General features: G+C 37.4%; 25 protein-coding genes and 1 pseudogene. 17 read left to right on the forward strand and 9 right to left on the reverse strand.

Going from position 1 to position 24786, the window contains the following annotated elements; translation table 11 throughout:
• Positions 1–272 precede the first annotated feature (272 nt).
• The 5 genes from ACTDJC_RS00800 (at position 273) to ACTDJC_RS00820 (ending at position 6567) form a co-directional block, all read left to right on the forward strand.
• A complete protein-coding gene (locus ACTDJC_RS00800; protein WP_440602443.1) occupies positions 273–1415 on the forward strand; it encodes a cysteine desulfurase family protein in 1143 nt (380 codons plus the stop codon).
• Between the two features lie 6 nt (positions 1416–1421).
• The gene (gene thiI, locus ACTDJC_RS00805; RefSeq protein WP_440602444.1) at positions 1422–2633 is read left to right on the forward strand and encodes a tRNA uracil 4-sulfurtransferase ThiI; all 1212 of its coding nucleotides are present in this window, start codon (positions 1422–1424) and stop codon (positions 2631–2633) included.
• A gap of 79 nt (positions 2634–2712) precedes the next feature.
• A complete protein-coding gene (locus tag ACTDJC_RS00810) occupies positions 2713–2907 on the forward strand; it encodes an alpha/beta-type small acid-soluble spore protein (RefSeq protein ID WP_306201333.1) in 195 nt (64 codons plus the stop codon).
• Between the two features lie 262 nt (positions 2908–3169).
• Positions 3170–4756 (forward strand): acyl-CoA synthetase MbcS, encoded by a 1587-nt coding sequence (gene mbcS, locus ACTDJC_RS00815; protein WP_429706699.1) that lies wholly within the window; start codon positions 3170–3172, stop codon positions 4754–4756.
• A gap of 248 nt (positions 4757–5004) precedes the next feature.
• Positions 5005–6567: an amidohydrolase gene (locus tag ACTDJC_RS00820; RefSeq protein ID WP_440602445.1), complete on the forward strand. Its 1563-nt coding sequence runs from the start codon at positions 5005–5007 to the stop codon at positions 6565–6567.
• Between the two features lie 25 nt (positions 6568–6592).
• Here the strand turns inward: ACTDJC_RS00820 and ACTDJC_RS00825 are convergent, their stop codons facing one another.
• Entirely contained in the window at positions 6593–7396 is an 804-nt protein-coding gene (locus ACTDJC_RS00825) for an NAD kinase (protein ID WP_253630565.1), read from the reverse strand.
• Positions 7397–7553: 157 nt separating this feature from the next.
• Here ACTDJC_RS00825 and ACTDJC_RS00830 point away from each other — a divergent pair, with 157 nt between their 5' ends.
• The 6 genes from ACTDJC_RS00830 (at position 7554) to ACTDJC_RS00855 (ending at position 12778) form a co-directional block, all read left to right on the forward strand.
• Positions 7554–8183 carry a DUF2953 domain-containing protein gene (locus ACTDJC_RS00830; protein WP_440602446.1) on the forward strand — a complete coding sequence of 210 codons (630 nt, stop codon included), beginning with the start codon at positions 7554–7556 and terminating at the stop codon, positions 8181–8183.
• A gap of 16 nt (positions 8184–8199) precedes the next feature.
• On the forward strand, positions 8200–8595 hold the full coding sequence (ytfJ, locus tag ACTDJC_RS00835) for a GerW family sporulation protein (protein ID WP_429719236.1): 396 nt from the start codon (positions 8200–8202) through the stop codon (positions 8593–8595).
• Between the two features lie 128 nt (positions 8596–8723).
• Positions 8724–9224 (forward strand): thiol peroxidase, encoded by a 501-nt coding sequence (gene tpx / locus ACTDJC_RS00840; RefSeq protein WP_098305412.1) that lies wholly within the window; start codon positions 8724–8726, stop codon positions 9222–9224.
• Positions 9225–9338: 114 nt separating this feature from the next.
• Entirely contained in the window at positions 9339–10325 is a 987-nt protein-coding gene (locus ACTDJC_RS00845) for a class I SAM-dependent methyltransferase (RefSeq protein WP_141524948.1), read from the forward strand.
• Between the two features lie 302 nt (positions 10326–10627).
• Complete coding sequence (locus ACTDJC_RS00850; protein ID WP_440602447.1) at positions 10628–11821, forward strand: acetate kinase; 1194 nt, start codon at positions 10628–10630, stop codon at positions 11819–11821.
• Positions 11822–11947: 126 nt separating this feature from the next.
• Positions 11948–12778 (forward strand): EcsC family protein, encoded by an 831-nt coding sequence (locus tag ACTDJC_RS00855; protein WP_098305404.1) that lies wholly within the window; start codon positions 11948–11950, stop codon positions 12776–12778.
• Positions 12779–12806: 28 nt separating this feature from the next.
• On the opposite strand, the gene ACTDJC_RS00860 is transcribed toward ACTDJC_RS00855, so the two are convergent.
• Positions 12807–13457, reverse strand: coding sequence for a YitT family protein (locus ACTDJC_RS00860; protein ID WP_098305497.1), 651 nt, complete (start codon positions 13455–13457; stop codon positions 12807–12809).
• Positions 13458–14135: 678 nt separating this feature from the next.
• On the opposite strand from ACTDJC_RS00860, the gene ACTDJC_RS00865 reads away from it, so the two are divergent.
• On the forward strand, positions 14136–14354 hold the full coding sequence (locus ACTDJC_RS00865; protein WP_440602448.1) for a Spo0E family sporulation regulatory protein-aspartic acid phosphatase: 219 nt from the start codon (positions 14136–14138) through the stop codon (positions 14352–14354).
• 417 nt (positions 14355–14771) lie between these two features.
• On the opposite strand, the gene ACTDJC_RS00870 is transcribed toward ACTDJC_RS00865, so the two are convergent.
• Positions 14772–15089, reverse strand: a complete 318-nt coding sequence (locus ACTDJC_RS00870) for a radical SAM protein (RefSeq protein ID WP_440602449.1) — start codon at positions 15087–15089, stop codon at positions 14772–14774.
• Positions 15090–15257: 168 nt separating this feature from the next.
• Here ACTDJC_RS00870 and ACTDJC_RS00875 point away from each other — a divergent pair, with 168 nt between their 5' ends.
• Both ACTDJC_RS00875 and argH read left to right on the forward strand, forming a co-directional pair.
• Entirely contained in the window at positions 15258–16463 is a 1206-nt protein-coding gene (locus ACTDJC_RS00875; RefSeq protein WP_098305398.1) for an argininosuccinate synthase, read from the forward strand.
• Positions 16460–17848, forward strand: a complete 1389-nt coding sequence (gene argH / locus ACTDJC_RS00880) for an argininosuccinate lyase (RefSeq protein WP_440602450.1) — start codon at positions 16460–16462, stop codon at positions 17846–17848. The genes ACTDJC_RS00875 and argH overlap by 4 nt, the downstream gene beginning before the upstream one ends.
• A 25-nt stretch (positions 17849–17873) precedes the next feature.
• Here the strand turns inward: argH and ACTDJC_RS00885 are convergent, their stop codons facing one another.
• From ACTDJC_RS00885 to ACTDJC_RS00895, 3 genes are all read right to left on the reverse strand, one after another.
• Positions 17874–18473: a hypothetical protein gene (locus ACTDJC_RS00885; RefSeq protein WP_098305394.1), complete on the reverse strand. Its 600-nt coding sequence runs from the start codon at positions 18471–18473 to the stop codon at positions 17874–17876.
• Between the two features lie 84 nt (positions 18474–18557).
• A complete protein-coding gene (locus ACTDJC_RS00890; RefSeq protein WP_098305392.1) occupies positions 18558–18749 on the reverse strand; it encodes a ProA domain protein in 192 nt (63 codons plus the stop codon).
• 201 nt (positions 18750–18950) lie between these two features.
• Positions 18951–19409, reverse strand: a complete 459-nt coding sequence (locus ACTDJC_RS00895; protein ID WP_440602451.1) for a universal stress protein — start codon at positions 19407–19409, stop codon at positions 18951–18953.
• 150 nt (positions 19410–19559) lie between these two features.
• Here ACTDJC_RS00895 and ACTDJC_RS00900 point away from each other — a divergent pair.
• Positions 19560–20359 (forward strand): annotated as a pseudogene (locus ACTDJC_RS00900) (SDR family oxidoreductase).
• 145 nt (positions 20360–20504) lie between these two features.
• Complete coding sequence (gene ald, locus ACTDJC_RS00905) at positions 20505–21638, forward strand: alanine dehydrogenase (RefSeq protein WP_098305386.1); 1134 nt, start codon at positions 20505–20507, stop codon at positions 21636–21638.
• A gap of 41 nt (positions 21639–21679) precedes the next feature.
• On the opposite strand, the gene ACTDJC_RS00910 is transcribed toward ald, so the two are convergent.
• Together ACTDJC_RS00910 and ACTDJC_RS00915 are read right to left on the reverse strand one after the other, a co-directional pair.
• Positions 21680–22150, reverse strand: a complete 471-nt coding sequence (locus tag ACTDJC_RS00910; RefSeq protein ID WP_098305384.1) for a DUF4188 domain-containing protein — start codon at positions 22148–22150, stop codon at positions 21680–21682.
• Positions 22151–22167: 17 nt separating this feature from the next.
• On the reverse strand, positions 22168–22800 hold the full coding sequence (locus ACTDJC_RS00915) for a TetR/AcrR family transcriptional regulator (protein ID WP_440602452.1): 633 nt from the start codon (positions 22798–22800) through the stop codon (positions 22168–22170).
• A 170-nt stretch (positions 22801–22970) separates the two neighbouring features.
• On the opposite strand from ACTDJC_RS00915, the gene ACTDJC_RS00920 reads away from it, so the two are divergent.
• Positions 22971–23333 (forward strand): cupin domain-containing protein, encoded by a 363-nt coding sequence (locus ACTDJC_RS00920; RefSeq protein ID WP_253630557.1) that lies wholly within the window; start codon positions 22971–22973, stop codon positions 23331–23333.
• Positions 23334–23557: 224 nt separating this feature from the next.
• On the opposite strand, the gene pepQ is transcribed toward ACTDJC_RS00920, so the two are convergent.
• On the reverse strand, positions 23558–24655 hold the full coding sequence (pepQ, locus tag ACTDJC_RS00925) for a Xaa-Pro dipeptidase (RefSeq protein WP_440602453.1): 1098 nt from the start codon (positions 24653–24655) through the stop codon (positions 23558–23560).
• Positions 24656–24786: the final 131 nt, after the last annotated feature.

Here is a 24786-nt window from a genome sequence, read left to right on the forward strand (position 1 = left end):
TAGTTAAAAGTAGAAAAGCATACTTCCGCTTTAATGACGGAAACTATGAGCATGCTTAGCGTAAACGCATGAATTTATCCCGCATTAACGGGCAGTAAGACCCCCACCTCAAGATTCAGAGAAAATCGAAGAAGATAGGTGGGGGATAACTGCCCGTAAAAGCCCGATTGGTTCAACTAACCGTCAGTGGGGGATGAAGAAAACCCCCACTGACGGAAGTTTCACTTTATGATATGATTGTGTGATGCGATATCGCTGAAAGGGGAAGAACGATGATCTATTTTGATAATAGTGCGACGACAAAACCATACCCGGAAGCCTTGCAATCTTATGTAACAGTTGCAGGAAAATATTTTGGAAATCCTTCTTCTATTCATTCCCTTGGAGGAGAATCAGAGCGTTTATTAACGCAATCACGTGCGATTGCAGCTCAGCTTCTTCATGTAAAGCCTTCAGAGATTATCTTTACGTCTGGAGGAACAGAAGGGAATAACCTTGCAATTAAGGGGATTGCGATGAGAAATCGCTCCCGCGGCAAGCATATGATTACAACAAATATTGAACACGCTTCTGTGTCTGAAGCATATAAACAGCTGGAAAATCTTGGTTTTGACGTTACATATTTACCTGTAAATGAAAATGGTGTTGTATCGATAGAAGATGTAAAACGTGCTCTTCGAGAGGATACAATTCTTGTTTCCATGATTCACGTTAATAATGAAACAGGAGCAATTCAGCCTGTTGGTGAAATTGGAAAGTTGTTAGTGGACTATCCGAAAGTACGGTTCCATGTGGATCATGTGCAAGGAATTGGAAAAGTACCACTTGACTTTTATGAAAATCATATTGACCTTTGTACAATTTCTGGGCATAAGTTCCATAGTGTAAAAGGAACAGGGCTTTTATATGTTCGTGATGGCGTTAGACTTGATCCAGTTTTATCAGGTGGTGGACAAGAGTTGCGTTACCGTTCTGGTACAGAAAACTTGCCGGGAATTGTTGCAATGATAAAAGCTTTGCGAATGACATTAGAAAAGCAGTCAGAGAATATTATGCATCTTCAAACATTAAAAAAAGAACTTATTCATGTTTTTAATGATATGGAGGATGTTACAATTAATACGCCGAATGACCATACGGCACCGCATATTTTAAACGTATCATTTGTAGGATTAAAGCCAGAGGTTGTTGTACATGCCTTAGAAGAACGTGATGTGTATGTATCGACAAAGTCTGCTTGTTCTTCAAAAGCAAACGAAATCAGCCATGTTTTACTGGCGATGGGCTTACCGCATGCAGTAGCAGCAAGTGCGATTCGCGTGAGTCTAGCACCGGAAAATACGATGGAAGAAGTAAAACAATTCGAAGGAATTGTAAAAGAAACATTGCCAAAATTATATGAAGTGATGAGGTAAGGAAAGATGATGACATACGAATATATTTTAGTTCGTTACGGCGAAATGACAACAAAAGGAAAGAACCGTTCTAAGTTTGTAAGTACATTGAAAGATAACGTAAAACATAAGCTGAAGAAATTTACAAACTTAAAAATTGATGCGACGCATGATCGGATGTATATTCAGTTAAATGGTGAAGATCATGAAGCTGTTGCAGACAAGCTGCAAGATGTGTTTGGTATTCATAAATTTAATTTAGCAATGAAAGTACCCACAGATTTAGAAGAAATTAAAAAAGGTGCACTTGCTGCCTTTCTGCAAGTAAAGCGTGAAGTAAAAACATTTAAAATTACGGTCCATCGTTCTTATAAGCATTTTCCGATGCAAACGATGGAATTGCTTCCAGAAATCGGCGGGTATATTTTACAAAATACAGAGGATATTACAGTAGATGTTCATAATCCAGATGTAAATATCCGTGTTGAAATTAGAAGTGGTTATAGCTATATTATGTGCGATGAGCGCATGGGAGCTGGCGGTCTTCCAGTTGGTGTTGGAGGAAAAGTTATGCTTCTTCTTTCTGGTGGTATTGATAGCCCGGTTGCTGCTTACTTAACAATGAAACGTGGCGTATCAGTGGAAGCTGTCCATTTCCATAGTCCGCCATTTACAAGTGAGCGCGCGAAGCAAAAAGTTATTGACTTAGCCCAAGAGTTAACGAAGTATTGTAAACGTGTAACACTTCATCTCGTACCGTTTACAGAAGTGCAAAAAACAATTAATAAAGAAATTCCATCTAGCTATTCGATGACAATTATGCGCCGTATGATGATGCGCATTGCAGAGCGTATTGCAGAAGAGCGTAACGCGCTTGCTCTTACAACAGGGGAAAGCCTTGGCCAAGTAGCGAGTCAAACATTAGATAGTATGCACACGATTAACGAAGTGACAAATTATCCAATTATCCGCCCACTTATTGCGATGGATAAGTTAGAAATTATTAAAATTGCAAATCAAATCGGTACGTATGACATTTCGATTCGTCCGTATGAAGATTGTTGTACAGTATTTACTCCAGCGAGTCCAACAACAAAGCCGAAGCGTGAAAAAGCAAATAAATTTGAATCATACTATGATTTTACGCCACTTATTGAAGAAGCAGTTGCCAATACAGAGAAAATGGTATTACAAACAGTAGAAGTAGCAGAAGAAGAACAATTCGAAGATTTATTTTAAAACCATAAATTACCATTAAAAGATATGTATGAAGCCATAAGGTTTATCACACTCTATACTCACAAGGAGGTGATACCATATGGCAAACACAAGTAAATTAGCAGTTGCTGGTGCGCAAGCTGCTTTAGATCAAATGAAATACGAAATCGCTCAAGAGTTTGGTGTACAACTTGGGCCAGATTCAACATCTCGTGCTAACGGATCTGTTGGTGGCGAAATTACAAAACGTCTAGTTTCAATGGCTGAACAACAATTAGGTGGTTTTCAACGATAACAACCATATATAATGGCTTAGAGAGAGCGGGATTCCCCGCTCTTTCTTTTTTTTTTGTTTTGTTGTTTTTTGTAAAAAAATAAGAGAAAACATCTACTATTGTAGCCAACTGGTCAAAATATAAACCGATTTGTCAAAAGAAGATAGTTTTAAATTGACAGAAAATTCTTTACCATCGACAGAAAACTCTTTATTATTGACAGAAAATTCTTTATTATTAAAAGGAAGTCGTATATTGTAAAGGGGGAAGCGTATGAGACATGTGAGCCGCGAAGAGTTATTAGCACCGCCGACGTATAACTTAGTAGAAGAGATGGAGCGTCATGCAAAGCAACCAAATAAGCTTGCACTTATTTGGCAAGATGATCAAGGCAATAAAAAGAAAGTAACATATGGGGAATTGTTACAAGGGGCAAATAAGATTGGAAACGCTTTTATAAAAAGTGGTCTTCAAAAAGGGGACAAGCTTCTAATTATGATGCCTCGTCTTATTGAAACATATATGACGTATATTGCCGCAATTAAAGCGGGATTTGTTGTCATTCCAAGTTCAGAAATGCTGCGTAAAAAAGATATTGAATACCGCATTGCGCATGGAGAAGTAAAAGCGATTGTGAGTTATGAGCCGTATGTTAGACAATTCGACGGAATTGAAGCGATGAATTCGCTTTATAAATTTGTACTAAGTGAAGAACCGTTAGACGGTTGGAACAATATAAGAGAAGCGCTTGAAACAGAGAGTGATGTATTAGAAATGGCAAAGACAAACTGTGATGATATGGTCTTTTTATCATATACATCTGGTACGACAGGCAATCCAAAAGGCGTTGTACATACACATGCTTGGGCGTATGCTCACCTTCGTACGAGCGCTGCAAATTGGTTAGCAATCGAAGAAAATGATGTTGTATGGGCAACAGCAAGTCCAGGATGGCAAAAGTGGGTTTGGAGTCCTTTTCTTGCAACACTTGGCTCAGGTGCAACGGGATTTGTGTATCACGGGAAATTTGACCCGACAACATATTTACAATTATTAAGTGATAATAAAGTAAATGTGTTGTGCTGTACGCCGACTGAATATCGCTTAATGGCAAAAATAGACAACTTGCAGCAATATGACTTGTCTTCCTTGCATAGTGCTGTTTCAGCAGGAGAGCCATTGAACAGAGAGGTTATTGATACGTTCCGAAATTATTTTCATGTAACGGTTCGCGATGGTTATGGCCAAACAGAAAATACATTACTTGTTGGTGTATTAAAAGGAATGGAAACAAAGCCTGGTTCGATGGGGAAACCAACGCCAGGTAATCAAGTTGATATTGTTGATGAAGATGGTAAACCAGTTCTTCCGGGAGAAGTAGGAGATATTGCGGTACATATCAAAACACCAGCATTATTTAAGGAGTACTATAAAGACCCGGAACGTACAACTATGCAATTTCGCGGTGATTATTATATTACAGGTGATCAGGCGAAAAAGGATGAAGATGGCTACTTCTGGTTTGAAGGGCGAGGCGATGATATTATTATTAGTTCTGGTTACACAATTGGACCGTTTGAAGTGGAAGATGCACTTGTGAAGCATCCATACGTAAGAGAATGTGCTGTTGTGGCAAGTCCAGACGAAATAAGAGGGAACGTCGTAAAAGCCTTTATTGTTTTACAAGAGGGGATAGAGGAACAAGATGAAATGTTAATTCCACTTCTGCAAGAGCATGTAAAAGAATTAACAGCACCTTACAAATACCCGCGGAAGATTGAATTTGTGAAAGAACTTCCAAAAACAATTTCCGGTAAAATTCGCCGCATTGAACTGCGAAAGCGTGAAATGGAAATAGCTTCGAAGTAAAGTGAAACTTCCATCAGTGGGGGGGCTTTATCCCCCACTGATGGAAAGCTCTCACCAATCGGACTTTTACGGACAGTTATCCCCCACCTATTTTCTTTGAGTCTTGAGGTAGGGGTTTTACTGCCCGCCAATAGCGGGATAAAGAAGGATTGTAAGTACGAAAGAATCGTGGGCAGAGAAATCTGCCTGCTTTTTTTCTTGCTGCCAATTTCGTACACTAAAAAGTAAGAAGCAAAGGGGGAGAAAAAATGGGAGAACTTTGGTATGGCGGAAAGATTTATACAATGGAAGAAGAAGGAACGACCGTAGAAGCTGTTTACGTAGAAAATGGTAAGATTATTGCTATTGGAATGAAAGAAGATTTAGAAGCTCGTTATCATCCGGAGCAATTATTTGATGTAGAAGGAAAAACAATGCTCCCTGGTCTTGTAGACAGTCATATGCATCTTATTGGACACGGGGAACGATTGCTTCGCTTAGATTTATCAGCATGTACATCTTATCAAGAAGTGTTAAATCTTGTTGCTGAACGAGTAAAAATAGCCAAGCAAGGAGAATGGATTATTGGAGAAGGCTGGAATGAAAATAACTTTACAGATCGGAAAGACATACATAAACGTGATTTAGATGTTCTGTCACTTCATCATCCTATTTTATTGAAACGCGTTTGTCGTCATGTGACTTTGGTAAATTCCTATATTCTTGAGAAAGCAGAGATTATGCAGGATAGAGAAGATCCGAAAGGCGGGAAAATTGGGCGTGGTAAAACTGGTGAATTCACAGGTTTATTGTACGAACAAGCGCAGGATTTGATTGCTCATATTCAACCAGAAATCGATGCAGCGTATTTAACAAACGCATTGAAAACAGCCATTCAAGATTGTTGGAAATACGGGTTAGTTGGTGGTCATACAGAAGACTTAAACTATTACGGTGGTTTTCAAAAAACATATAAAGCTTTTGCAGAAGTGATTCGAGATATGCCGTTTAAAGCACACCTTCTTGTTCATCATGAGGTGGCACATGAACGGAAGTGCTATGAGAATACACATTATATTGAGTTTGGAGCAATGAAAATCTTTTCGGATGGTTCCTTTGGCGGACGAACAGCGCTGCTTAGTGAACCATATGAAGATGCAAAGGAAACAAATGGAGTTGCCATCTTTTCACGTGATGAGCTGGCGCTACTTGTAAAACAAGCGAGAGATTTCCATATGCCTGTTGCAATTCATACAATTGGTGATTTATCACTTGAATATGTGATAGATGCGCTCGAAATGTATCCACCAAAGGAAGGGCAGCGTGATCGTATTATTCACTGTCAGCTTGTGCGTGAAGAGTTAATCGATCGCATGAAGAAGCTCCCTGCAATTTTAGATCTTCAACCTGTCTTCGTTTCTTCCGACTTTCCATCTGTTATTGAAAAACTAGGAAAACAGCGTCTTCGTTATGCGTATGCCTGGAAAACACTTCTTCATGCTGGCTTGCACTGTGCGGGCGGTTCGGATGCACCAATCGAGCAGGTGAACCCGCTTTTAGGGATATATAGTGCCGTAACAAGGAAAAGCTTTGTGGATGGAAACTGTTACATACCAGAAGAAAGATTAACAGTATTTGAAGCCGCTTCGCTATTCACAACAGGAAGCGCATATGCAATCGGAAAAGAAGAAAGCCGCGGGAAAATTGCTGCAGGATATGAAGCAGATTTTACTATATTAGACAGAGATATATTTGACATGCAGGAAGAGGAAATAAAAGAGGTAGATGTTGTAATGACGGTTGTCGACGGTGAAATTGTATATAAAAAATAGAGGCGGCATATGCCGCCTCTATTTTTTATAAAAACGTTCTTTGTACTTTTTCCCAGAACGAGTTATTTTTTAGTTTTACTGTTTTAATTTGTTTATCGCTTAAACGAACAACTGCTTTTTCAACTTGTTTAATACTTAATGCTTCGTTATCCATGCCCATGACAGGATAATCTTTTCCATTTGGAGCTAATTTTAATGTCAATGTACGATTGCTACTTAAAATAAATGGAGAACCAAGTGTACGGTACGTATTGTTATTTAAAGAAGCAAGTTCACTCACTTGGAAACATGGAATTAATGGATCCACAACAGCTCCGTGTAGTGATTTATTATACGCCGTGCTTCCAGTTGGTGTAGAAACGACTAAGCCATCGCCTCTGAATGTTTCAAAGTATAAGTCATCAACGTACACATCTAGTACAAATGTTTTAATAACGCTAGAGCGCAGTGAAAATTCATTTAAGCAATAAAAAGATGTATCGTGATCAACTGTTATTTGAATTGTTGGATATCTTCTTACTTCAATTTCATTTTTTGTGATTTCTTGAAGGGCGCTATCGACATGGTCAATGTGGAAGTCACAGTAAAAGGAAATATCATCTGTTGTCGAAACCCCTGCGTATAAACAATCTTCACGAAATCCTGTTTTTCTGACAGCTTGCAAGAATGTACCGTCGTCGCCAACACTAACGATGGCATTTGCATGTTTTGGATGGTCTAATATTGTAAATCCATTTTCTTCTAAAATGTCGTATACTGGTTTCATTTTTTCGACAAGTGTTGCTTTATCATCACCGTAAAAGAAAAATAAATTGCGACGATCTGCCATTTTGTATCCCTCCATGCAGTAAATAATATGTTCGAATATTATATTTCGATAAAAAGTATCAAAAGTCCTTCTATTTTTTAGAAAAATCTATATTTTCAATTTCGTTTATTCTTTTCATATTGTGTCGATAATGGATACGGAATGAAAGGATGGTACGATGAAGTGGCTTGCGATTGGAATTGGAATACTTATTTTGTTCGTCTTGCTTATTTTGTTATCGAAATTATCGCTGAAAATTAGTTTGTTATATACAGAAACAGAAAAACAGTGTTTATTTCAAGTGAAAATATGGATGATTCATTATACGTTTGATGTACTTGAGCGGATAGAGAAACAACAAAAGAAAACAGATCAAAAAATTGAAAAAGCAGGAGAAGAGGGCGGAACAGAAGATAAGTTTGTAGCAATGCTTGACAGTATAGCTGAAGTTATAAAAAGGATGCAAGAAATCCATACTATGATGAAAGGTTTTCTTCAAAAAGTGAAAATCAAAAATTGGAGATGGCGTTCACAAGTTGGAACAGGTGATGCAGCGAGCACTGGAGTTATAACAGGCTATGTATGGTCAGTAAAAGGAATGATTGTTGGCATTACTGGAAATTATATGGACATTATCGGTGCGCCTCAACTTGAAGTTACTCCAATTTTTCAAGGGAAAACTGTGGCATCACATTGTGAATTAACAGCTTCATTTCGTATATACCGTGCAGTGAAAGCGGCAATTCGTATATTTGTATTTTTGAAACAACAAGGGGTTATTGCTACAGATAATGCTATGCAACAATGAACATAGGGGGGATTATGTGGAACATCCAATTCAAGGATTGATGACAACAGCGATGCAGCATTTAAATCATATGATTGATGTAAGCACAATCGTCGGTGATCCAATTCAATCGCCAGATGGAAGTGTCATCTTACCGGTTTCTAAAGTAAGTTTTGGCTTTGCGGCGGGCGGGAGTGAATTTGGTAAACTTGAAAACAATAATCGCCATCCATTTGGCGGTGGTAGTGGGGGCGGCGTTTCCATTAATCCAATTGCTTTTCTCGTTGTAAATAGTGAAGGTGTGAAAGTGCTTCACTTAGATAAACAGACGCACATACTTGATAAAGTAATGGAATTAGCACCGCAAGCAGTCGATAAAGTGAAAGAAATGATGAACACACAAAAAGATGAACAGCCGGAGTATGAAATATAGAAAGAAGAAGCTAATCGAGTGATTAGCTTCTTTTTTCATAAAACAGAACGATTCATTTGCATTCTGTTTGCTGAACATCTATCATTTACACTGTACATATTTTGTTTTAGAAAAGGGAGGATTTTTAAATGGCAAACGTAACGTTTAAGGGAAACCCAATCACTTTAGTTGGAACAGAAGTTAAAGTAGGCGACCAAGCGCCTAATTTTCAAGTATTAGCAAATGACCTATCTCCAGTAACTTTAGAAACATACAAAGGTGCAGTGAAATTAATTAGTGTTGTACCATCTATCGATACAGGTGTATGTGATGCGCAAACTCGTCGTTTTAACGAAGATGCAGCTGGTATTGAAAATGCAAAAGTATTAACAATTAGCGTTGATTTACCATTCGCTCAAAAACGCTGGTGTGCAGCTAACGGTTTAGAAAATGTTGTAACGCTTTCTGATCACCGTGACCTTTCTTTTGGCGAAGCATACGGTGTTGTAATGAAAGAACTTCGTTTACTTGCACGTGCAGTATTCGTAGTAGATAGCAACGACAAAGTTGTTTACGTAGAATATGTAAGCGAAGGTACAAGCCATCCAAATTACGAAGCAGCATTAGAAGCAGCAAAAGCTGCAAAGTAATGTGAAGAGTAAAAAGCGACCTCTTGTGAAAAGAGGTCGCTTTTTCTTTTGGAAAGAATTTAGAGTGTGGTATGATATAAGTTATGTGTATTTTAGTTATAAGGAGGAATTTTCGTGAGTTCAACAGTAGAAACATTATTTTCTATCTTTGATTCTTCTGCCGTAATTTTACGTAAAGAATTAGACATAACCTATTTAGAAGCGCTTGTAGAAACAGGCGATAATTTATTTGAAGGAACAATTTTACAAGAAGGATTAGAACAGCCAACAATTGAACGACTAGAGCGTGAATATAGTAAGTTTAATGAAGAAAACTATAAAGGCGAAGAAATTCGCAAAGCGTTTCAACTTGCCATCTTAAAAGGAATGAAAGAAGGCGTACAAGCAAATCATGAAATGACGCCAGATGCGGTTGGTATGTTTATGAGTTATTTATTCCAGAAATTTATGAAGGATCAAAAGGAAATGACTGTTTTAGATCCTGCAGTTGGAACGGGAAATTTATTAACGACAATCTTTAACGGTTGCCCAGAAGGTACAAACGTGAGCGGATTTGGGGTAGATGTAGATGATTTGCTTGTTAAGCTTGCTTTAGTTAATGCAAATTTACAAAAACAAGCAGTTGAGTTTTTCAATCAAGATGGCTTAGCTCCCCTTTATATTGATCCAGTTGATGTAGTTGTGTGTGATTTACCAATTGGCTATTATCCAAACGAAATTGGTGCAAGTGAATATACTTTAAAAGCAGATGAAGGCATGTCTTATGCACATCATCTTTTTGTTGAACAAAGTGTAAAACATACAAAAGAAGGCGGATATTTATTTTTCTTAGTACCAAATTTCATATTTGAAAGTGATCAAGCGCCAAAACTTCATGCATTTATTAAAGAAACATGTTTTGTACAAGGGCTACTACAGCTACCTGTTTCCATGTTTAAAAACGAAAAAAATGCAAAAAGTATATTTGTTCTCCAAAAGAAGGGACAAGACATACAAATGCCAAAACAAGCGTTATTAGTAGAATTACCAAAATTCTCAAATATGACAGCGATGGAGAATATTATGAATCAAATTAATGGTTGGTTCGCTAAACAAAAGTAAACAATGTTTATATGTAACAGGTATATACTAATATATAGTACAGTTTTATAGTGTTTACAAAATTCAGTAATATATATAAGAACAAAAATAAGAATTATAAAATCTGTAATATAAAAAAAATCTTTGTGTTACAATTTTTTCACTTGAAATATATGTCGTACGATGTTTAAATTAAAATCGTGAGTTTAAATTTTTTTTCAGTGAAACGGTTATGTTAGCTGATAAAAATTGAAGACATAAAATTGAGCGGTTTGTGGAAAGATTCCACACGGCTAACAAGAGAAAAAGGGGCGAAAGACTAGATGTCAAAAATCATCGCGATTAATGCAGGAAGCTCTTCCTTAAAGTTCCAATTATTTGAAATGCCAAATGAAACGGTATTAACAAAAGGTTTAGTAGAACGTATCGGTTTAGAAGATAGCATATTTACAATTACTGTAAACGGCGAGAAACAAACAGAAGTAACAAATATCGCAGACCATGGAGTTGCGGTTAATATGCTTTTAAAAAAATTAACTGAAACTGGAATTATTAAATCTCTTGATGAGATTAGCGGTATTGGTCACCGTGTTGTACACGGCGGTGAAAAATTCGCAGATTCTGCTCTAATTGACGAGCAAGTATTAGCAGAAATCGACGCTTTAAGTGAGTTAGCGCCACTTCATAACCCAGCACACGTTATTGGTATTAAAGCGTTCCAAGAAGTTCTTCCGAACGTACCTTCAGTAGCAGTGTTCGATACAGCATTCCATCAAACAATGCCGGAAGAATCTTTCTTATACAGCTTACCTTACGAATACTATGAGAAATACGGCATCCGTAAATACGGTTTCCACGGTACTTCTCACAAGTACGTAACAGAGCGCGCAGCTGAATTATTAGGCCGTCCACTTGAAAGCTTACGTTTACTTTCTTGTCACTTAGGTAACGGTGCAAGTATCGCAGCTGTTGAAGGTGGAAAATCAATTGATACGTCTATGGGCTTCACTCCACTTGCTGGTGTAACAATGGGTACACGTTCTGGTAACCTTGACCCTGCGTTAATTCCATATATTATGAAGAAAACAGGCCAAACTGTAGATGAAGTTCTTAACGTATTAAACAAGAAAAGTGGTATGTTAGGTCTTTCTGGATTCTCAAGTGACTTACGTGATATTGAGCAAGCTGAAGAAGAAGGAAACCATCGTGCAGAAGTAGCACTAGAGATATTTATAGGCCGCATTCATAAATATATCGGTTCTTATGCAGCTCGTATGAAGGGTGTAGACGCAATCATCTTTACAGCTGGTATTGGCGAGAACAGTGCATTAATTCGTGAGCGTGTATTAGAAGGCCTTGAGTTCATGGGTGTATACTTTGATGCGAAACGCAACAATATCCGCGGTGAAGAAGCATTCATTAGCTTCCCGCACTCTCCAGTAAAAGTAATCATAATTCCAACAGACGAAGAAGTTATGATTGCTCGTGACGTAGTACGTCTTGGAAATATTGGTTAATATATGATAAAAAAGACGGGATGATTCCCGTCTTTTTTTGTATATTTTTCAGAAAAAAACAGGGCGTAAGGACTCCCACAGCAAATATGTTACAATGTAGAAAAAATAATCCAAGGGGTTGTTTGTATGCTGTCAAAGCGAGAAGAACGAATTTTATATGATATGAAAAGCTGGGAGCAGCAATTAGTGCAACAAGAATCAACGGATTTCCAGAGAATGTTTGATAAGTGGTTGAACGGCACATTTTCTAAGCTGCCAGAAAAAAAACGAAATGAATTTTTTTCAAAAGCGGATGGATGGCTCTTTCATCTTCATGCATTTATTCAAAGTTCGCAATCACAGCTCGATGCACGGGGACGTATTTTAGGCACGGCACGATTATTTAATGATTCCATTGAACATATTGAAGACATGAAAGCATTATCGATTGATCAATTAACATACATAGCAGAACAGCAAACAGCTCGTCATCGTTTATATTCTTTCGTGCAAGGAGGAGTAACAGGAATTGGTGGCTTTTTATTATTAAGTGCAGATTTACCAGTACTGGTTGCCTTAAATGTGAAAGCAGTGCAGCTAATCGCCACATCATTTGGTCATGATGTGAATAAACCGTATGAAATGATGCTAGCGTTAAAAGTATTCCATGCAGCCATATTGCCAGCGCACTTGCAGCAGTATGCTTGGTACAACTTACTGCAAGAGTTAGAACAAGAAGAAGCGGCTCCATTCTTCTATGAGGGAGAAGAGGAAGTACTAAATCCAGCATCTGTACAAGTACTACTAAAACAAATTTTGAAAACGTTCATTATTTATTCGCTGCGCCGCAAGTTGTTTCAAGGTGTACCAGTACTTGGGATTGCGGTTGGATCAACGGCGAATTATCGGTTAACACGGAGCATAACAGAATTTGCAAATCGATTTTATCAAATGCGTTATTTACGCCAAAAAATATAAAAAGCGAAAGGCAGCCGCCTTTCGCTTTTTAGTTTGTTGCATGTTGTTTTGATAATGGAATTGCCACTGGTTTCTTTTCCTTTGCTGGATAGTAGATTAAATCTAGTACTTTCGCCTGCACGGCAAGGGAAAGAATCGTAAAGGCAATTTCAGTCCATGATAAATAATATAATGAAAGTGCAATGACAATTGCGTCAAAAACGAAGAAAATTTGCCCAATTGTAAAGCGTGTTTTTTTGCTTAATACAATGGTTAAAATGTCATCTCCGCCTGTTGCACCACCGAATCGTAAAATAAAACCAAGTCCAATCCCAGCTAATGCACCGCCCACTACTGCAGCTACAAATAAGTGATTCGATAAATCCACCGTGAACGGAGAATAGTTTTCCATTAAAGAATAAAATACTCCGAATGAAACGGAACCAACAAATGAATAACCGACCATTTTTTTACCTAAAAATGTAGCACATAGTAAAATGACAGGAATATCCATTAAAACAGTTGAAATTGACGGTGAAATGTCAAAAAAGTTTTGTAAAAACAGTGCGATTCCTACAAAGCCACCTTCTGTTAAGTGATTTTGAAACTGAATGTGGTATAGCGCGACAGCTAAAATAAATGAACCAAGTAAAACCATAAAAATTTCTTTAATAATTTGTCGACTTTGGATGTTTTGGATGTTCTCCATCGTTATTCCTTCTCTCCGTAGTTAGTAGTTTTTTGTTTTTTCATAAACTAACTACGCCTACATAGCAGCAGTTAGTTTACATACGTCTAACTACGCTATATATCACTGAAGAAATAACGAATAATCCTCTCGTCCATCAATTCTCCCTACTTTCGTTTTAGTTTAGGTCTGAAACAGACTAAACAAAACGCTACGTGTAAGAAGAGTCTTTTCGTTGCCAAATTATCCTTCGGGCAATCATAATTTCCCCACTCTCGTATTTTTTTCGCTAGACAAAGTATCTAAGCAAAAAAATACGCTACGTGTAAGATTCGTCTTTTCGATGCCACATGCTCCTTCGAGCGATCATGATATCTAAATCCTTTCTATAAAAGATTATATTCTATTATATCATACTTTTTTTAAATGTATGTTCTTGGAAATCGACAATGGGCAACGAAAAACCTACATACTTCGTAAATATGGGAGCTTTAGTTGAAATTCATGTGAATTTTGCTGAAAAATGGTGCGATACAAAAATATTTTCCGTCGAAAGGGTCTCTGTATGAAAAAGTAAATTTTGTCGATTTTTCTGTAAAATTTACTTTAATTAATTACAAAATGTTTATTTTAAACAAAATATTTTGTATTATTCGAATAATATTATCTATGGTGACTGGAGAGATTTGTATGAAAACGATAGATATACAAGAAAGGATGGAGGAAAAAAGGAAGGAACTAATTGAACTTGTAAGAGAGTACGGTTTTTATCATGATAGAGTAATTGTATGTAGTCAAGAATTAGATAGTTTAGTATATCTTTTGATGGAAAGTATTATATACACAGAGGAAGCGTCTTATATGTCCGAAAAGAAAAATACGATTACCGCTACATGTTTAACGGAATAGACAAGAGCGTATTTTCCATTGTAACTTACCGTATTTGAACAAGTCGACGACGCTATTGTTTACCTAAAATTGAAAACGTTTTCAAAATATGTGCAAAGGGGAACGAAAAGCAAAAAAGATAGAACTGTTTTATCCCGCATTAACGGGCAGTAAGACCCTCACCTCGAGATTCAGAGAAAATCTAAGAAGAGAGGTGAGGGATAACTGCCCGTTAAAGTCCGATTGGTTCAACTAACCATCAGTGGGGGCACTGATGGAAGTTTCACTTTATAAAATTATTAAGTCGTTGAGGAAATATTCTCAACGACTTTTTTTATCCACTATTCGCGGGCGGTAAAACCTATACTTCAATATTCAGAGAGAAGCGAGGGAGATAGGTGGGGGATGAAGAAAACCCCCACTGATGGAAGTTTCGCTTTACTGATGTGCTTTTCCTGCAGATACATTTTGAGTTAGACGATACCAAAGCCAAAGGTCGTTAATAATGGAAGCGAGATCCGCGATTTCTGTATTGAGTCTACAAGAAATTTCAAAGTTTTCTTCGTTGTTTAACCCGTGTTGTTTCGTGTTAATGATATGTTCAAGTTCTTTAATCCGATCTGGTATTTTCCCGCGAATCTGTTCCCATTTTAATAAAAGTGCATGTTGCACTGTTTCAGGTATATCCTCCCATTCTTCTTGGAAATCAGGTAGTTCAATTCCTAGGTGTTCGTTATATGTGAAATATTGTTCCATACATTGTCCCCTCCATTTTCTGTCTTCATTGTATCGAAAAAGAGAAAGAACTTCGACGAAATTGTTTTAAAAATAATTATAAATATCCCTTGCAACATTTTGTGAAAGGTGATAAATTATGAATTAATATTAATAACAATGAATAATTATTCTTTAGGGGGATATAAAATGGAGAACAAAAAAGTTGTATTAGCATATTCCGGAGGTCTTGATACTTCTGTTGCGATAAAATGGTTGCAAGAAAAAGGATACGATATTATTGCCCTGTGTTTAGATCTAGGGGAAGGAAAAGATTTAGAGTTTGTAAAAGAAAAAGCATTGTCCGTCGGAGCAATTAAATCTTATATGATTGATGTGCAAGAAGAGTTTGCGAATGAATATGCATTAAAAGCACTGCAAGCTCACACGTTATATGAAGGGAAATATCCACTTGTATCTGCATTATCTCGTCCGTTAATTGCTAAGAAATTGGTAGAGATTGCAGAGATGGAAGGTGCAAGTGCAGTTGCACATGGATGTACAGGAAAAGGAAATGACCAAGTACGTTTTGAAGTTTCTATCCAAGCGTTAAATCCGTATTTAGAAGTGATTGCACCGGTGCGTGAATGGAAATGGTCACGTGAAGAGGAAATTGCGTATGCAAAAGAAAACAATGTACCAATTCCGATTAACTTAGACAGCCCGTTTTCAATTGATCAAAATTTATGGGGACGCAGCAACGAATGTGGAATCTTAGAAGATCCATGGGCAGCACCGCCAGAAGATGCATATGAAATGACGTTAGCATTAGAAGATACACCAAACAAACCCGAATTTGTAGAAATTGGTTTTGAAGCAGGGGTGCCAACGACATTAAACGGCGTATCATATTCACTTTCAGAGTTAATTAAAACGTTAAACGCTCTTGCTGGGAAGCATGGGGTTGGCCGTATCGACCATGTAGAAAATCGTCTTGTTGGTATTAAGTCACGTGAAGTGTATGAATGCCCAGCGGCGATGACATTGATTACTGCACATAAGGAATTAGAAGATTTAACACTTGTAAAAGAAGTAGCACATTTTAAACCGATGATTGAACAAAAATTAACAGAGTTAATTTATAACGGTTTATGGTTCTCGCCTTTAAAAGATGCTCTTGTTGCCTTTTTACAAGAAACGCAAAAAAATGTAACAGGTACAGTACGTGTGAAACTGTTTAAAGGACATGCGATTGTAGAAGGACGTAAATCAGAGTATTCTCTATACGATGAAAAATTAGCGACGTATACAGTAGATGATGAATTTAATCACGATGCAGCGATTGGATTTATTTCATTATTTGGTTTACCAACAAAAGTATACAGCCAAGTGAATCAAAAGAAGGTGGAGGCATGAGCAAACTTTGGGGCGGCCGTTTTACGGAACAGGCTGAACAGTGGGTTGAGGAGTTTGGAGCTTCCATCTCCTTTGACCAGCAATTAGCAGTAGAAGATATACAAGGAAGTATGGCCCATGTTACGATGCTTGCGAAATGCGGTATCGTAACGGCTGAAGAAGGAGAGAAAATTAAAAACGGCTTGCAGTATTTACTTGAGAAAGCAAAGAAGCAAGAGCTTACGTTTTCTGTTGAAGCAGAAGATATTCATTTAAACATTGAAAAGATGTTAATTCAGCATATTGGTGAAGTTGGCGGTAAGCTGCATACAGGAAGAAGTCGTAACGACCAAGTAGCAACGGATATGCATTTGTATTTGCGAAATGAAGTGCAAGGCATCATCGAGGCAGTGAAACAAGTGCAAATTGCACTTGCAGGACAAGCTGAAGAACATATTGAAACAATTATGCCAGGGTATACGCATTTGCAGCGTGCACAGCCAATCTCTTTTGCCCACCATCTCCTTGCATACTTTTGGATGTTAGAGCGCGATGCGAATCGTTTTAAAGATTCGTTAAAACGTATTAACATTTCTCCGCTTGGAGCCGGGGCACTTGCTGGGACAACATTCCCGATTGATCGCGAGTATAGTGCACAGTTGCTCGGTTTTGAAGGAATATATGAGAATAGCTTAGATGCAGTAAGCGACCGTGACTTTATTCTTGAATTTTTAAGTAATGCTTCTATATTAATGATGCATTTATCACGTTTTTGTGAGGAACTTATTTTATGGAGCAGTCAAGAATTTCAGTTTATTGAAATGAGCGATAGTTATGCAACGGGTAGCAGCATTATGCCGCAAAAGAAAAATCCGGATATGGCAGAGCTTATTCGCGGGAAAACAGGAAGAGTATACGGCAACTTGTTTAGCTTATTAACAGTTATGAAGGGATTGCCGCTTGCTTACAATAAAGATTTGCAAGAAGATAAAGAAGGTATGTTCGATACGGTAAATACAGTAAAGGGCTGTTTACATGTAATGGCAGGCATGCTTGAGACGATGACGGTGAAAAAAGATAAAATGGCAAAGGCTGTCACGCAAGATTTTTCAAATGCGACAGAGATTGCAGATTATTTAGCGAGTAAAGGGTTACCGTTTCGTCAGGCACATGAAATTGTAGGAAAACTTGTCCTTCATTGTATTAACGAAGGTGTTTATTTGCTAGATTTACCGTTAACAACCTACCAAGAGATGAGCTCGTTATTTGAGGAAGACTTATATGAAGTGCTTTCACCATATGCAGCAGTAAAACGAAGAAACAGTGCAGGTGGTACAGGATTCGTACAAATTGAACAGGCACTTCAAAAAGCAAAAGAGATAGTAGAAAATCCCGTGAACATGTAATGTTTCACGGGATTTTTCATGATTGTTACATATATTCAATTAATGTACTTTCTAATGCATACGATCTTTGTAGGGATGTTGTTTTTCGTTTACGGCTTGTAGCAGTTCCAAACATAATATTTTCAGGGTCTAAGCTATGCGTTCGATAAGAGTTTCTATCTGGATTTTTTCCTTGTAGTTTTCGGTGGGAATAGAATAAGATATGTCCGAGTTCGTGCGCAAGTGTATTTTCTAGCGAAGATTTTGTAAGGATAATATGGTTGAAGCGGCTTTTCGTCGTGAAGGAAGAGAACGTTCGTCCTGTCGTATTACTCGAGAGGTGCCTTGCATTTGTATAGAATATTGAAATACTATTTGGATTTGGAAAGAGATACTTTCTTTCACGAAATAATCGCTGTATATTTTTGCTTTGTCTTTTACGAAATGAAGTATCATTCGTTTGAACAGAAAAATTTTTCAGCGTTGTGATACTTGTGATAATAAAGTCTATGTTCCATATTTTGGTTGCTAACGCAACTTGCTGCTTAATTTGTTTTTCAGTTACATTACAGCCGGGAAGAGTAAATATACATAAGTTCATAATCGGAGTAGCGGATTTGCTTTTTCTTTTATTCTCATCACTCAAAAACATCACACCTTTATGCTTGGACATATATATAATGTATGCATAAAGAAAAGGGTTGCTTGTACGCTGCAAGCAACCAGTCGCCTATATTTTTTCATGTTCGTATTTATGCTTTCCTTCTGTAATGCGAATATATTCTATATCCATTAAATCGCGAAAAAGTGCACCGTGACTTAACTCTACACCATGTTTTTCTTTGAAGTGGGCACAAATTTTTTCTACCATGTCAATTTCTTGTCCGTTTAAATCCAGTATAATACGTTCATGACTTTCCATGCCGTTTCCCTCATTTCCTTTTTTTCTTAGCATAACCTTACAGAATCATCTTATCCTGCTATTTTAGGGCAGTAAGACGATTAAGAGAAAAGCGAAGAAGATAGGTGGACCCCCACTGATGGAAGTTTCACTTTATTTTAAAGCAAATAAAAAAGCACCAAGCTCATGAAATAAAAGCTTGGTGCTGCTTCATTACAGTTATTAAATTTCTCCTTGCTCTTCTTCACCGCGAACAACAAGGACATCGCATTTTGCATAGCGAATAATATGTTCAGAGACGCTGCCGATTAAGAAACGCTCTACTGCGTTTAAACCAGTTGCCCCACACATAATTAAATCAACTTTGTGTTTTGGTGCGATATCTTTTGAGATTTTTGATTTTGGATTACCGAATTCTAATACAGTTTCTATTTTTGTAAGTCCCGCTTCTAATGCAGTCTTTTTGTAGTCTTCTAATAGATCTTCTGCAAATAAATTTGCACGTTCTGCAATAGCGCGGCTATATGCTTCGACTGCAGAATAAGCTTTGACGTCAACGATATGAGCGATTGTTAATGTAGCGTTGTTACGCTTCGCTACTTGAATTGCTTTTTTGAATGCTTTTTCAGCTTCTTTAGAACCATCGACTGCAATTAAAATATTTGTATATGTAGTATTCATGAACGATTCCTCCCAATTGTATAAGTGTTATAACTCTTTACACTTTTATTATAAAGTAAATTATGGAAAAAAGTATGTCAGAAACGTTACAGAATTTTGAAAAATCTGTTCAAACTTTTTAGTTGTAATTGTTCGAAGAAGTTGTTACATATGAATTATAGCAAGAAAAAAGGAGGCTTATTTTTGTGAGACATGCGCTCATTACAGCCGGTACAAAAGGTTTAGGGAAGCAAGTAACAGAGAAATTATTAGATAAAGGATATTCGGTAACAGTAACGTATCGCAGTGATGTACAAGCGATGGAAAAGTTACAACAGCAATATAAACATCTTGCACATCGTATGCAATTTGTACAAGCGGATGTAACGAAACAAGAAGATTTACATAAAGTAGTAATAAAAGCGATGGAGCGTTTTGGTCGTATCGATTTTCTTATTAATAATGCAGGTCCTTACGTATTTGAACGTAAAAAATTAGTTGAGTATAAAGATGACGAATGGAATGAAATGATTCATGGTAATTTAACGGCAGTTTTTCATTTATTAAAGCTCGTTGTACCGATTATGCGACAGCAGAAATTTGGCCGCATTGTGAATTACGGATTTCAAGGAGCGGATAGCGCGCCGGGATGGATGTATCGTTCCGCATTTGCAGCTGCAAAAGTCGGACTAGTTTCACTCACAAAAACGATTGCCTATGAAGAAGCAGAATACGGTATTACATCAAATATGATATGTCCGGGTGACATTATTGGTGATATGAAAGAGGCAACAATTGCTATGGCACGTACGTTACCCGATCATCGTACACCAATTGGGCGTTCTGGTACAGGGGAAGATATCGCACGTGCAATTTCCTTTTTATGTGAGGAAGATTCGGACATGATTACGGGAACAATTATAGAAGTAACGGGAGCAGTTGACGTTATTCATCGATATCGTCAAAACTAGACAAATTCTATCGGACAACTTGCATTATTTTTGTCAAAAAATGCGAGATTATGGTAAAATATAAGAGAATAGAAAGCGCTTTATGAAAAGCGTATATGCTATGGCTATTCAGGGGTAATTTTATAATCTCAAGGGGGAATTTCCAATGCGTATCGGTGTACCAACAGAAGTTAAAAACAATGAAAATCGTGTGGCAATGACGCCAGCTGGTGTTGTTCATTTAATTCACAATGGTCATGAAGTTTTTGTTCAAAAAGGTGCTGGTTTAGGATCTGGTTTTACAGATGAAGCATATGTAGAAGCAGGTGCAACAATTGTAGAAACAGCACAAGAAGCTTGGAATCAAGAGATGGTTATGAAAGTAAAAGAGCCAATCGCAAGCGAATACGGCTATTTCCGCGAAGGCTTAATTTTATTCACGTATTTACACTTAGCTCCAGAACCAGAATTAACAAAAGCATTAATTGAAAATAAAGTAGTCGCAATTGCGTATGAAACAGTTCAATTAGACAACCGTTCTTTACCATTACTTGCACCTATGAGTGAAGTAGCTGGTCGTATGGCAGCGCAAATTGGTGCGCAGTTCCTTGAAAAAAATAAAGGCGGCAAAGGCATTTTACTTGCAGGCGTTCCAGGGGTAAAACGCGGAAAAGTAACAATTATCGGCGGTGGTCAAGCTGGTACAAATGCTGCTAAAATTGCAGTTGGTCTAGGTGCTGAAGTAACAATTATCGACTTAAGTGCAGAGCGTCTTCGTCAATTGGATGATATTTTCGGTAACCAAGTAGCAACATTAATGTCTAACCCGTATAACATTGCAGAAGCTGTAAAAGAATCTGATCTTGTTATCGGTGCAGTATTAATTCCAGGAGCAAAAGCGCCAAAACTTGTAACAGAAGAAATGATTAAATCTATGGAACCGGGTTCTGTTGTAGTCGACATCGCAATCGACCAAGGCGGTATTTTTGAAACAACTGACCGTATTACAACACATGACAACCCAACTTACGAAAAACACGGCGTAGTTCACTATGCAGTTGCAAATATGCCTGGTGCAGTTCCACGTACGTCAACTCTTGCGTTAACAAACGTAACAGTACCATACGCAGTACAAATCGCAAACAAAGGCTACAAAAAAGCTTGCTTAGATAACAGTGCCTTATTAAAAGGTATTAATACATTAGATGGCTACGTAACATTCGAAGCAGTTGCAGAAGCACATGGTTTACAATATGCAGATGCGAAAGAGCTTCTTGAAAAAGCTCCTGCTTTATCATAAGAAAGAATACACAGCGGCTGCCCATTGGGTAGCCGCTTTTATTATGGTTTCATCCGTGCTCGTGCAGTTTCTCGTTGGCTACTTACAGGAAGAGACTCCCCTGCTTTTGCTAAACCGAATAAGGGCATATTTGCATATACACTCTCGTATTGACCTTTCTCAACAACAAATGTTTCATGAAAAATGCCAACCGTTTCAGTTTTGGAAGCTTTTTGGTTAAAATTTTTCCATGCTTTTAAATGTAAGGAAGCGTGACGTGCATAGTGTTCAAGGTCTTCAAATGATTTCCAATATTGAATTTGTACAATTGTGCGGCCGGTGAAGAAAGATTCTGTGCTGAGAAAGCCGAGTTCTTTATTTTCATATAGTTCTTTTAGCATTCCACCCATTGCTAGCGCTACGGGCAACCATTTCGAAACAGCAAATAGCTTATTAATGCGCATACCAATCACAAACACTACAAATGAATCGTCCATCTGTGCAGTATAACGTCCAGGTATTACAGGTTTCATCATTCATCCCTCTTTTACTATGGATTTAATATGTTTAAATGAAGGTCATACATTTCCATTACATTTTGAGTTTGAAAGACATGAGCTGTTAAATAGGCGCCGTAAAAAATAGAGTGTAATAGTTTCACAATCTGTGAAATGTCCATCTTGAGTGTAATTTCTCCTGCAGCTTTTCCTTCTTCCACGCAGTTTGCAAATACTTCATTCAAATTTGGAATGAGCTTTCGAACTTGTTCTTCTTTTCCGGGATATAATAGATGAAGTTCTGCATCGGTTAAATGAGGCATACAAGGATGCATTTTTTCTTCTGAGAGAAATGCAATCAAACTTAACATCAGTCCAGGTTTTTCTTTTGCATATTCTGAAACTCCTTCAAAAACATGGCGTAGTGCGGTCAGTCCTTTTTTGTTTGTTTCTTTCAGCTCCAACATACGATCCGTTAACCATAACCTCATAAAATAAATAAGAATGTCTTCTTTTCGGGAGAACATTTTAAAAAATGTCACCTTTGAAATTTCTACTCGTTCGCATAATTCTTCAACGTATACTTCTCGAAATGATTTTTCTCCAATGATGTCTAATGCAGTGTGAAATAGCTTGATTTTTGTTCGTGCTTTTTTGATTTCTCGTAGCGGTAATTTCTCTTTCATTACTATGCTCCTTGTTAGTAAAAATTAACTCTTATTAATAAATTAACACGAGTTAACTTTTGAATCCACACTATAATTCTAATTTTTCTGATAGATAAGAAAAATGTTTGGTATGATGAAATTAGAAGAAATAGTAAAATACTTGGATAATGAGTAAGAGGGAGATAAATATGAAGAATGAACTTACAAAAGAATTAAACTTAGAAAAAGTCAACTTATTAGAGATGACAAGAAATATTACGGAGCAGTATAAAAATTTTGTTGTTTCAGATGTAAATAACCACTGTTTACGCATCGCGGTATTTATAGGAGAATATGATTGGCATTTTCATTCGAATTCAGATGAATTATTTATGGTATTAGAAGGAGAGTTATTGATTGATTTTCAAGATCGAGAAACGATTGCCTTAAAGCCAAATGATACGTTATGCATTCCAGCGGGGACGATTCATCGGACAAGAGCATTGAAGCGTACTGTAAACCTTTGTTTTGAAGACGTAGATGCCGATACGGTTATCGTGGAGAATGTATGAAGAGTTTCTCGTTATGATATGTTCAAAAGAAAAATGGAAGTTCTTTAAGGGCTATTATATATGAACTTATCAGTGCTATCACTGTGGGAATTGCGATATCGGGTATGCATTACGCAGAAATGGCTGCCGTATCTTTTTGCTTACCTTCAGCTTTAAACGCGCAGTACGAGGAGTGTAGTAGATGGAAAAAATAATAAACAGGTGGCATATATGCCACCTGTTTATTATTTTACAAACTGTAATTCTTTCGAGAATTTCGTTAAAATTTCCACGCCATCTTTCGTTATATAAACATCATCTTCAATACGAACGCCGCCTACGTTTGGTACGTAAATACCTGGCTCGATCGTGAAGACCATTCCTTCTCGTAATGGAGAGTTGTTGCCTTCTTTTACATCTGGATATTCGTGGACGCTAATACCAAGTCCATGACCAAGGCGGTGCGGGAAGAAGTCGCCGTAGCCAGCATCTGCGATAATAGAACGAGCAGCACGGTCGATTTCACTAAATGTCACGCCCGGTTTACATGATTCAACTGCATGTAATTGACCTTTTAATACAGTGTCATAAATGCGTTTTTGTTCGTCTGAAATTTCGCCAAAAGCAACTGTACGCGTAATGTCAGAGCAGTAACCATCGATAATAACACCTAAGTCAAATAGGACGAAATCACCGCGTTGAATTTTATTTGCACCTGGTACACCGTGCGGAAGGGCGGAATTTGCACCTGTTAATACCATTGTGTCAAAGGACATTTTATGAATGCCTTTTTTCTTTAATTCATGCTCAATTATCGCTAATACTTCAAGTTCACTGCGATTCTCTTGAATTGCATCTACCCCAACTTCAATTGCATAATCAGCCATAGCAGCAGCTTGGCGTAAAATCGCAAGCTCTTTTTCATCTTTAATTAGGCGAAGTTCACGTACTTTTTCTTCAGCAGGTTTGAAAGATGCTTTTGGGAATAATTGTGATAAGTGCTCGTAGCGTTCTACATTTAAATGTTCTTTTTCAATTGCAACTGCATTTGCATCAATGCCGCGTGCTTTGATTGCTTTCGCGATCATATCCCATGGATTGTCTGTATCTGTAAAACCGATAATTTCGTGAGTCCAGCCAGCACTTCTTACTTTGTCTTCTTCCATCTTCGGACAAATTAACATCGGTTCTTTTTCTTGGAATACAAATAGACCGAGTAGTCTTTCATGCGGTTCGCAGTGGAAGTTTGTCATATAGAAGACGCTCGGTGTAGAAGTTAAGAATGCAGCTTCTGTATTTTTTTCTTGTAACCATTGCATTAATTTTTCTAATCTAGTATTCATATATCTGCACCTCCGAAATTTCAATTACATGTATAACTTTACATCGAACGAAAGCGTTATGACAAGCAAATCGATGTTTGAAAAGACAGGAAATTGCGAAATCGTGTAGAATAGAAGGTGTGGATATGAAT

Origin of the sequence: Bacillus sp. GB_SG_008 (assembly GCF_052038115.1) — a bacterium.
GTDB classification, from domain to species: Bacteria; Bacillota; Bacilli; order Bacillales; family Bacillaceae_G; genus Bacillus_A; species Bacillus_A rhizoplanae.

Excerpts from the sequence above, each read along its gene's own strand:
- ACTDJC_RS00800 (WP_440602443.1), top strand. The coding sequence starts at position 273 with ATGATCTATTTTGATAATAGTGCGACGACAAAACCATACCCGGAAGCC.
- thiI (WP_440602444.1), top strand. The coding sequence starts at position 1,422 with ATGATGACATACGAATATATTTTAGTTCGTTACGGCGAAATGACAACA.
- ACTDJC_RS00810 (WP_306201333.1), top strand. The coding sequence starts at position 2,713 with ATGGCAAACACAAGTAAATTAGCAGTTGCTGGTGCGCAAGCTGCTTTA.
- ACTDJC_RS00820 (WP_440602445.1), top strand. The coding sequence starts at position 5,005 with ATGGGAGAACTTTGGTATGGCGGAAAGATTTATACAATGGAAGAAGAA.
- ACTDJC_RS00825 (WP_253630565.1), bottom strand. The coding sequence starts at position 7,396 with ATGGCAGATCGTCGCAATTTATTTTTCTTTTACGGTGATGATAAAGCA.
- ACTDJC_RS00830 (WP_440602446.1), top strand. The coding sequence starts at position 7,554 with ATGAAGTGGCTTGCGATTGGAATTGGAATACTTATTTTGTTCGTCTTG.
- tpx (WP_098305412.1), top strand. The coding sequence starts at position 8,724 with ATGGCAAACGTAACGTTTAAGGGAAACCCAATCACTTTAGTTGGAACA.
- ACTDJC_RS00850 (WP_440602447.1), top strand. The coding sequence starts at position 10,628 with ATGTCAAAAATCATCGCGATTAATGCAGGAAGCTCTTCCTTAAAGTTC.
- ACTDJC_RS00855 (WP_098305404.1), top strand. The coding sequence starts at position 11,948 with ATGCTGTCAAAGCGAGAAGAACGAATTTTATATGATATGAAAAGCTGG.
- ACTDJC_RS00865 (WP_440602448.1), top strand. The coding sequence starts at position 14,136 with ATGAAAACGATAGATATACAAGAAAGGATGGAGGAAAAAAGGAAGGAA.
- ACTDJC_RS00870 (WP_440602449.1), bottom strand. The coding sequence starts at position 15,089 with ATGGAACAATATTTCACATATAACGAACACCTAGGAATTGAACTACCT.
- ACTDJC_RS00875 (WP_098305398.1), top strand. The coding sequence starts at position 15,258 with ATGGAGAACAAAAAAGTTGTATTAGCATATTCCGGAGGTCTTGATACT.
- argH (WP_440602450.1), top strand. The coding sequence starts at position 16,460 with ATGAGCAAACTTTGGGGCGGCCGTTTTACGGAACAGGCTGAACAGTGG.
- ACTDJC_RS00890 (WP_098305392.1), bottom strand. The coding sequence starts at position 18,749 with ATGGAAAGTCATGAACGTATTATACTGGATTTAAACGGACAAGAAATT.
- ACTDJC_RS00895 (WP_440602451.1), bottom strand. The coding sequence starts at position 19,409 with ATGAATACTACATATACAAATATTTTAATTGCAGTCGATGGTTCTAAA.
- ald (WP_098305386.1), top strand. The coding sequence starts at position 20,505 with ATGCGTATCGGTGTACCAACAGAAGTTAAAAACAATGAAAATCGTGTG.
- ACTDJC_RS00910 (WP_098305384.1), bottom strand. The coding sequence starts at position 22,150 with ATGAAACCTGTAATACCTGGACGTTATACTGCACAGATGGACGATTCA.
- ACTDJC_RS00915 (WP_440602452.1), bottom strand. The coding sequence starts at position 22,800 with ATGAAAGAGAAATTACCGCTACGAGAAATCAAAAAAGCACGAACAAAA.
- ACTDJC_RS00920 (WP_253630557.1), top strand. The coding sequence starts at position 22,971 with ATGAAGAATGAACTTACAAAAGAATTAAACTTAGAAAAAGTCAACTTA.
- pepQ (WP_440602453.1), bottom strand. The coding sequence starts at position 24,655 with ATGAATACTAGATTAGAAAAATTAATGCAATGGTTACAAGAAAAAAAT.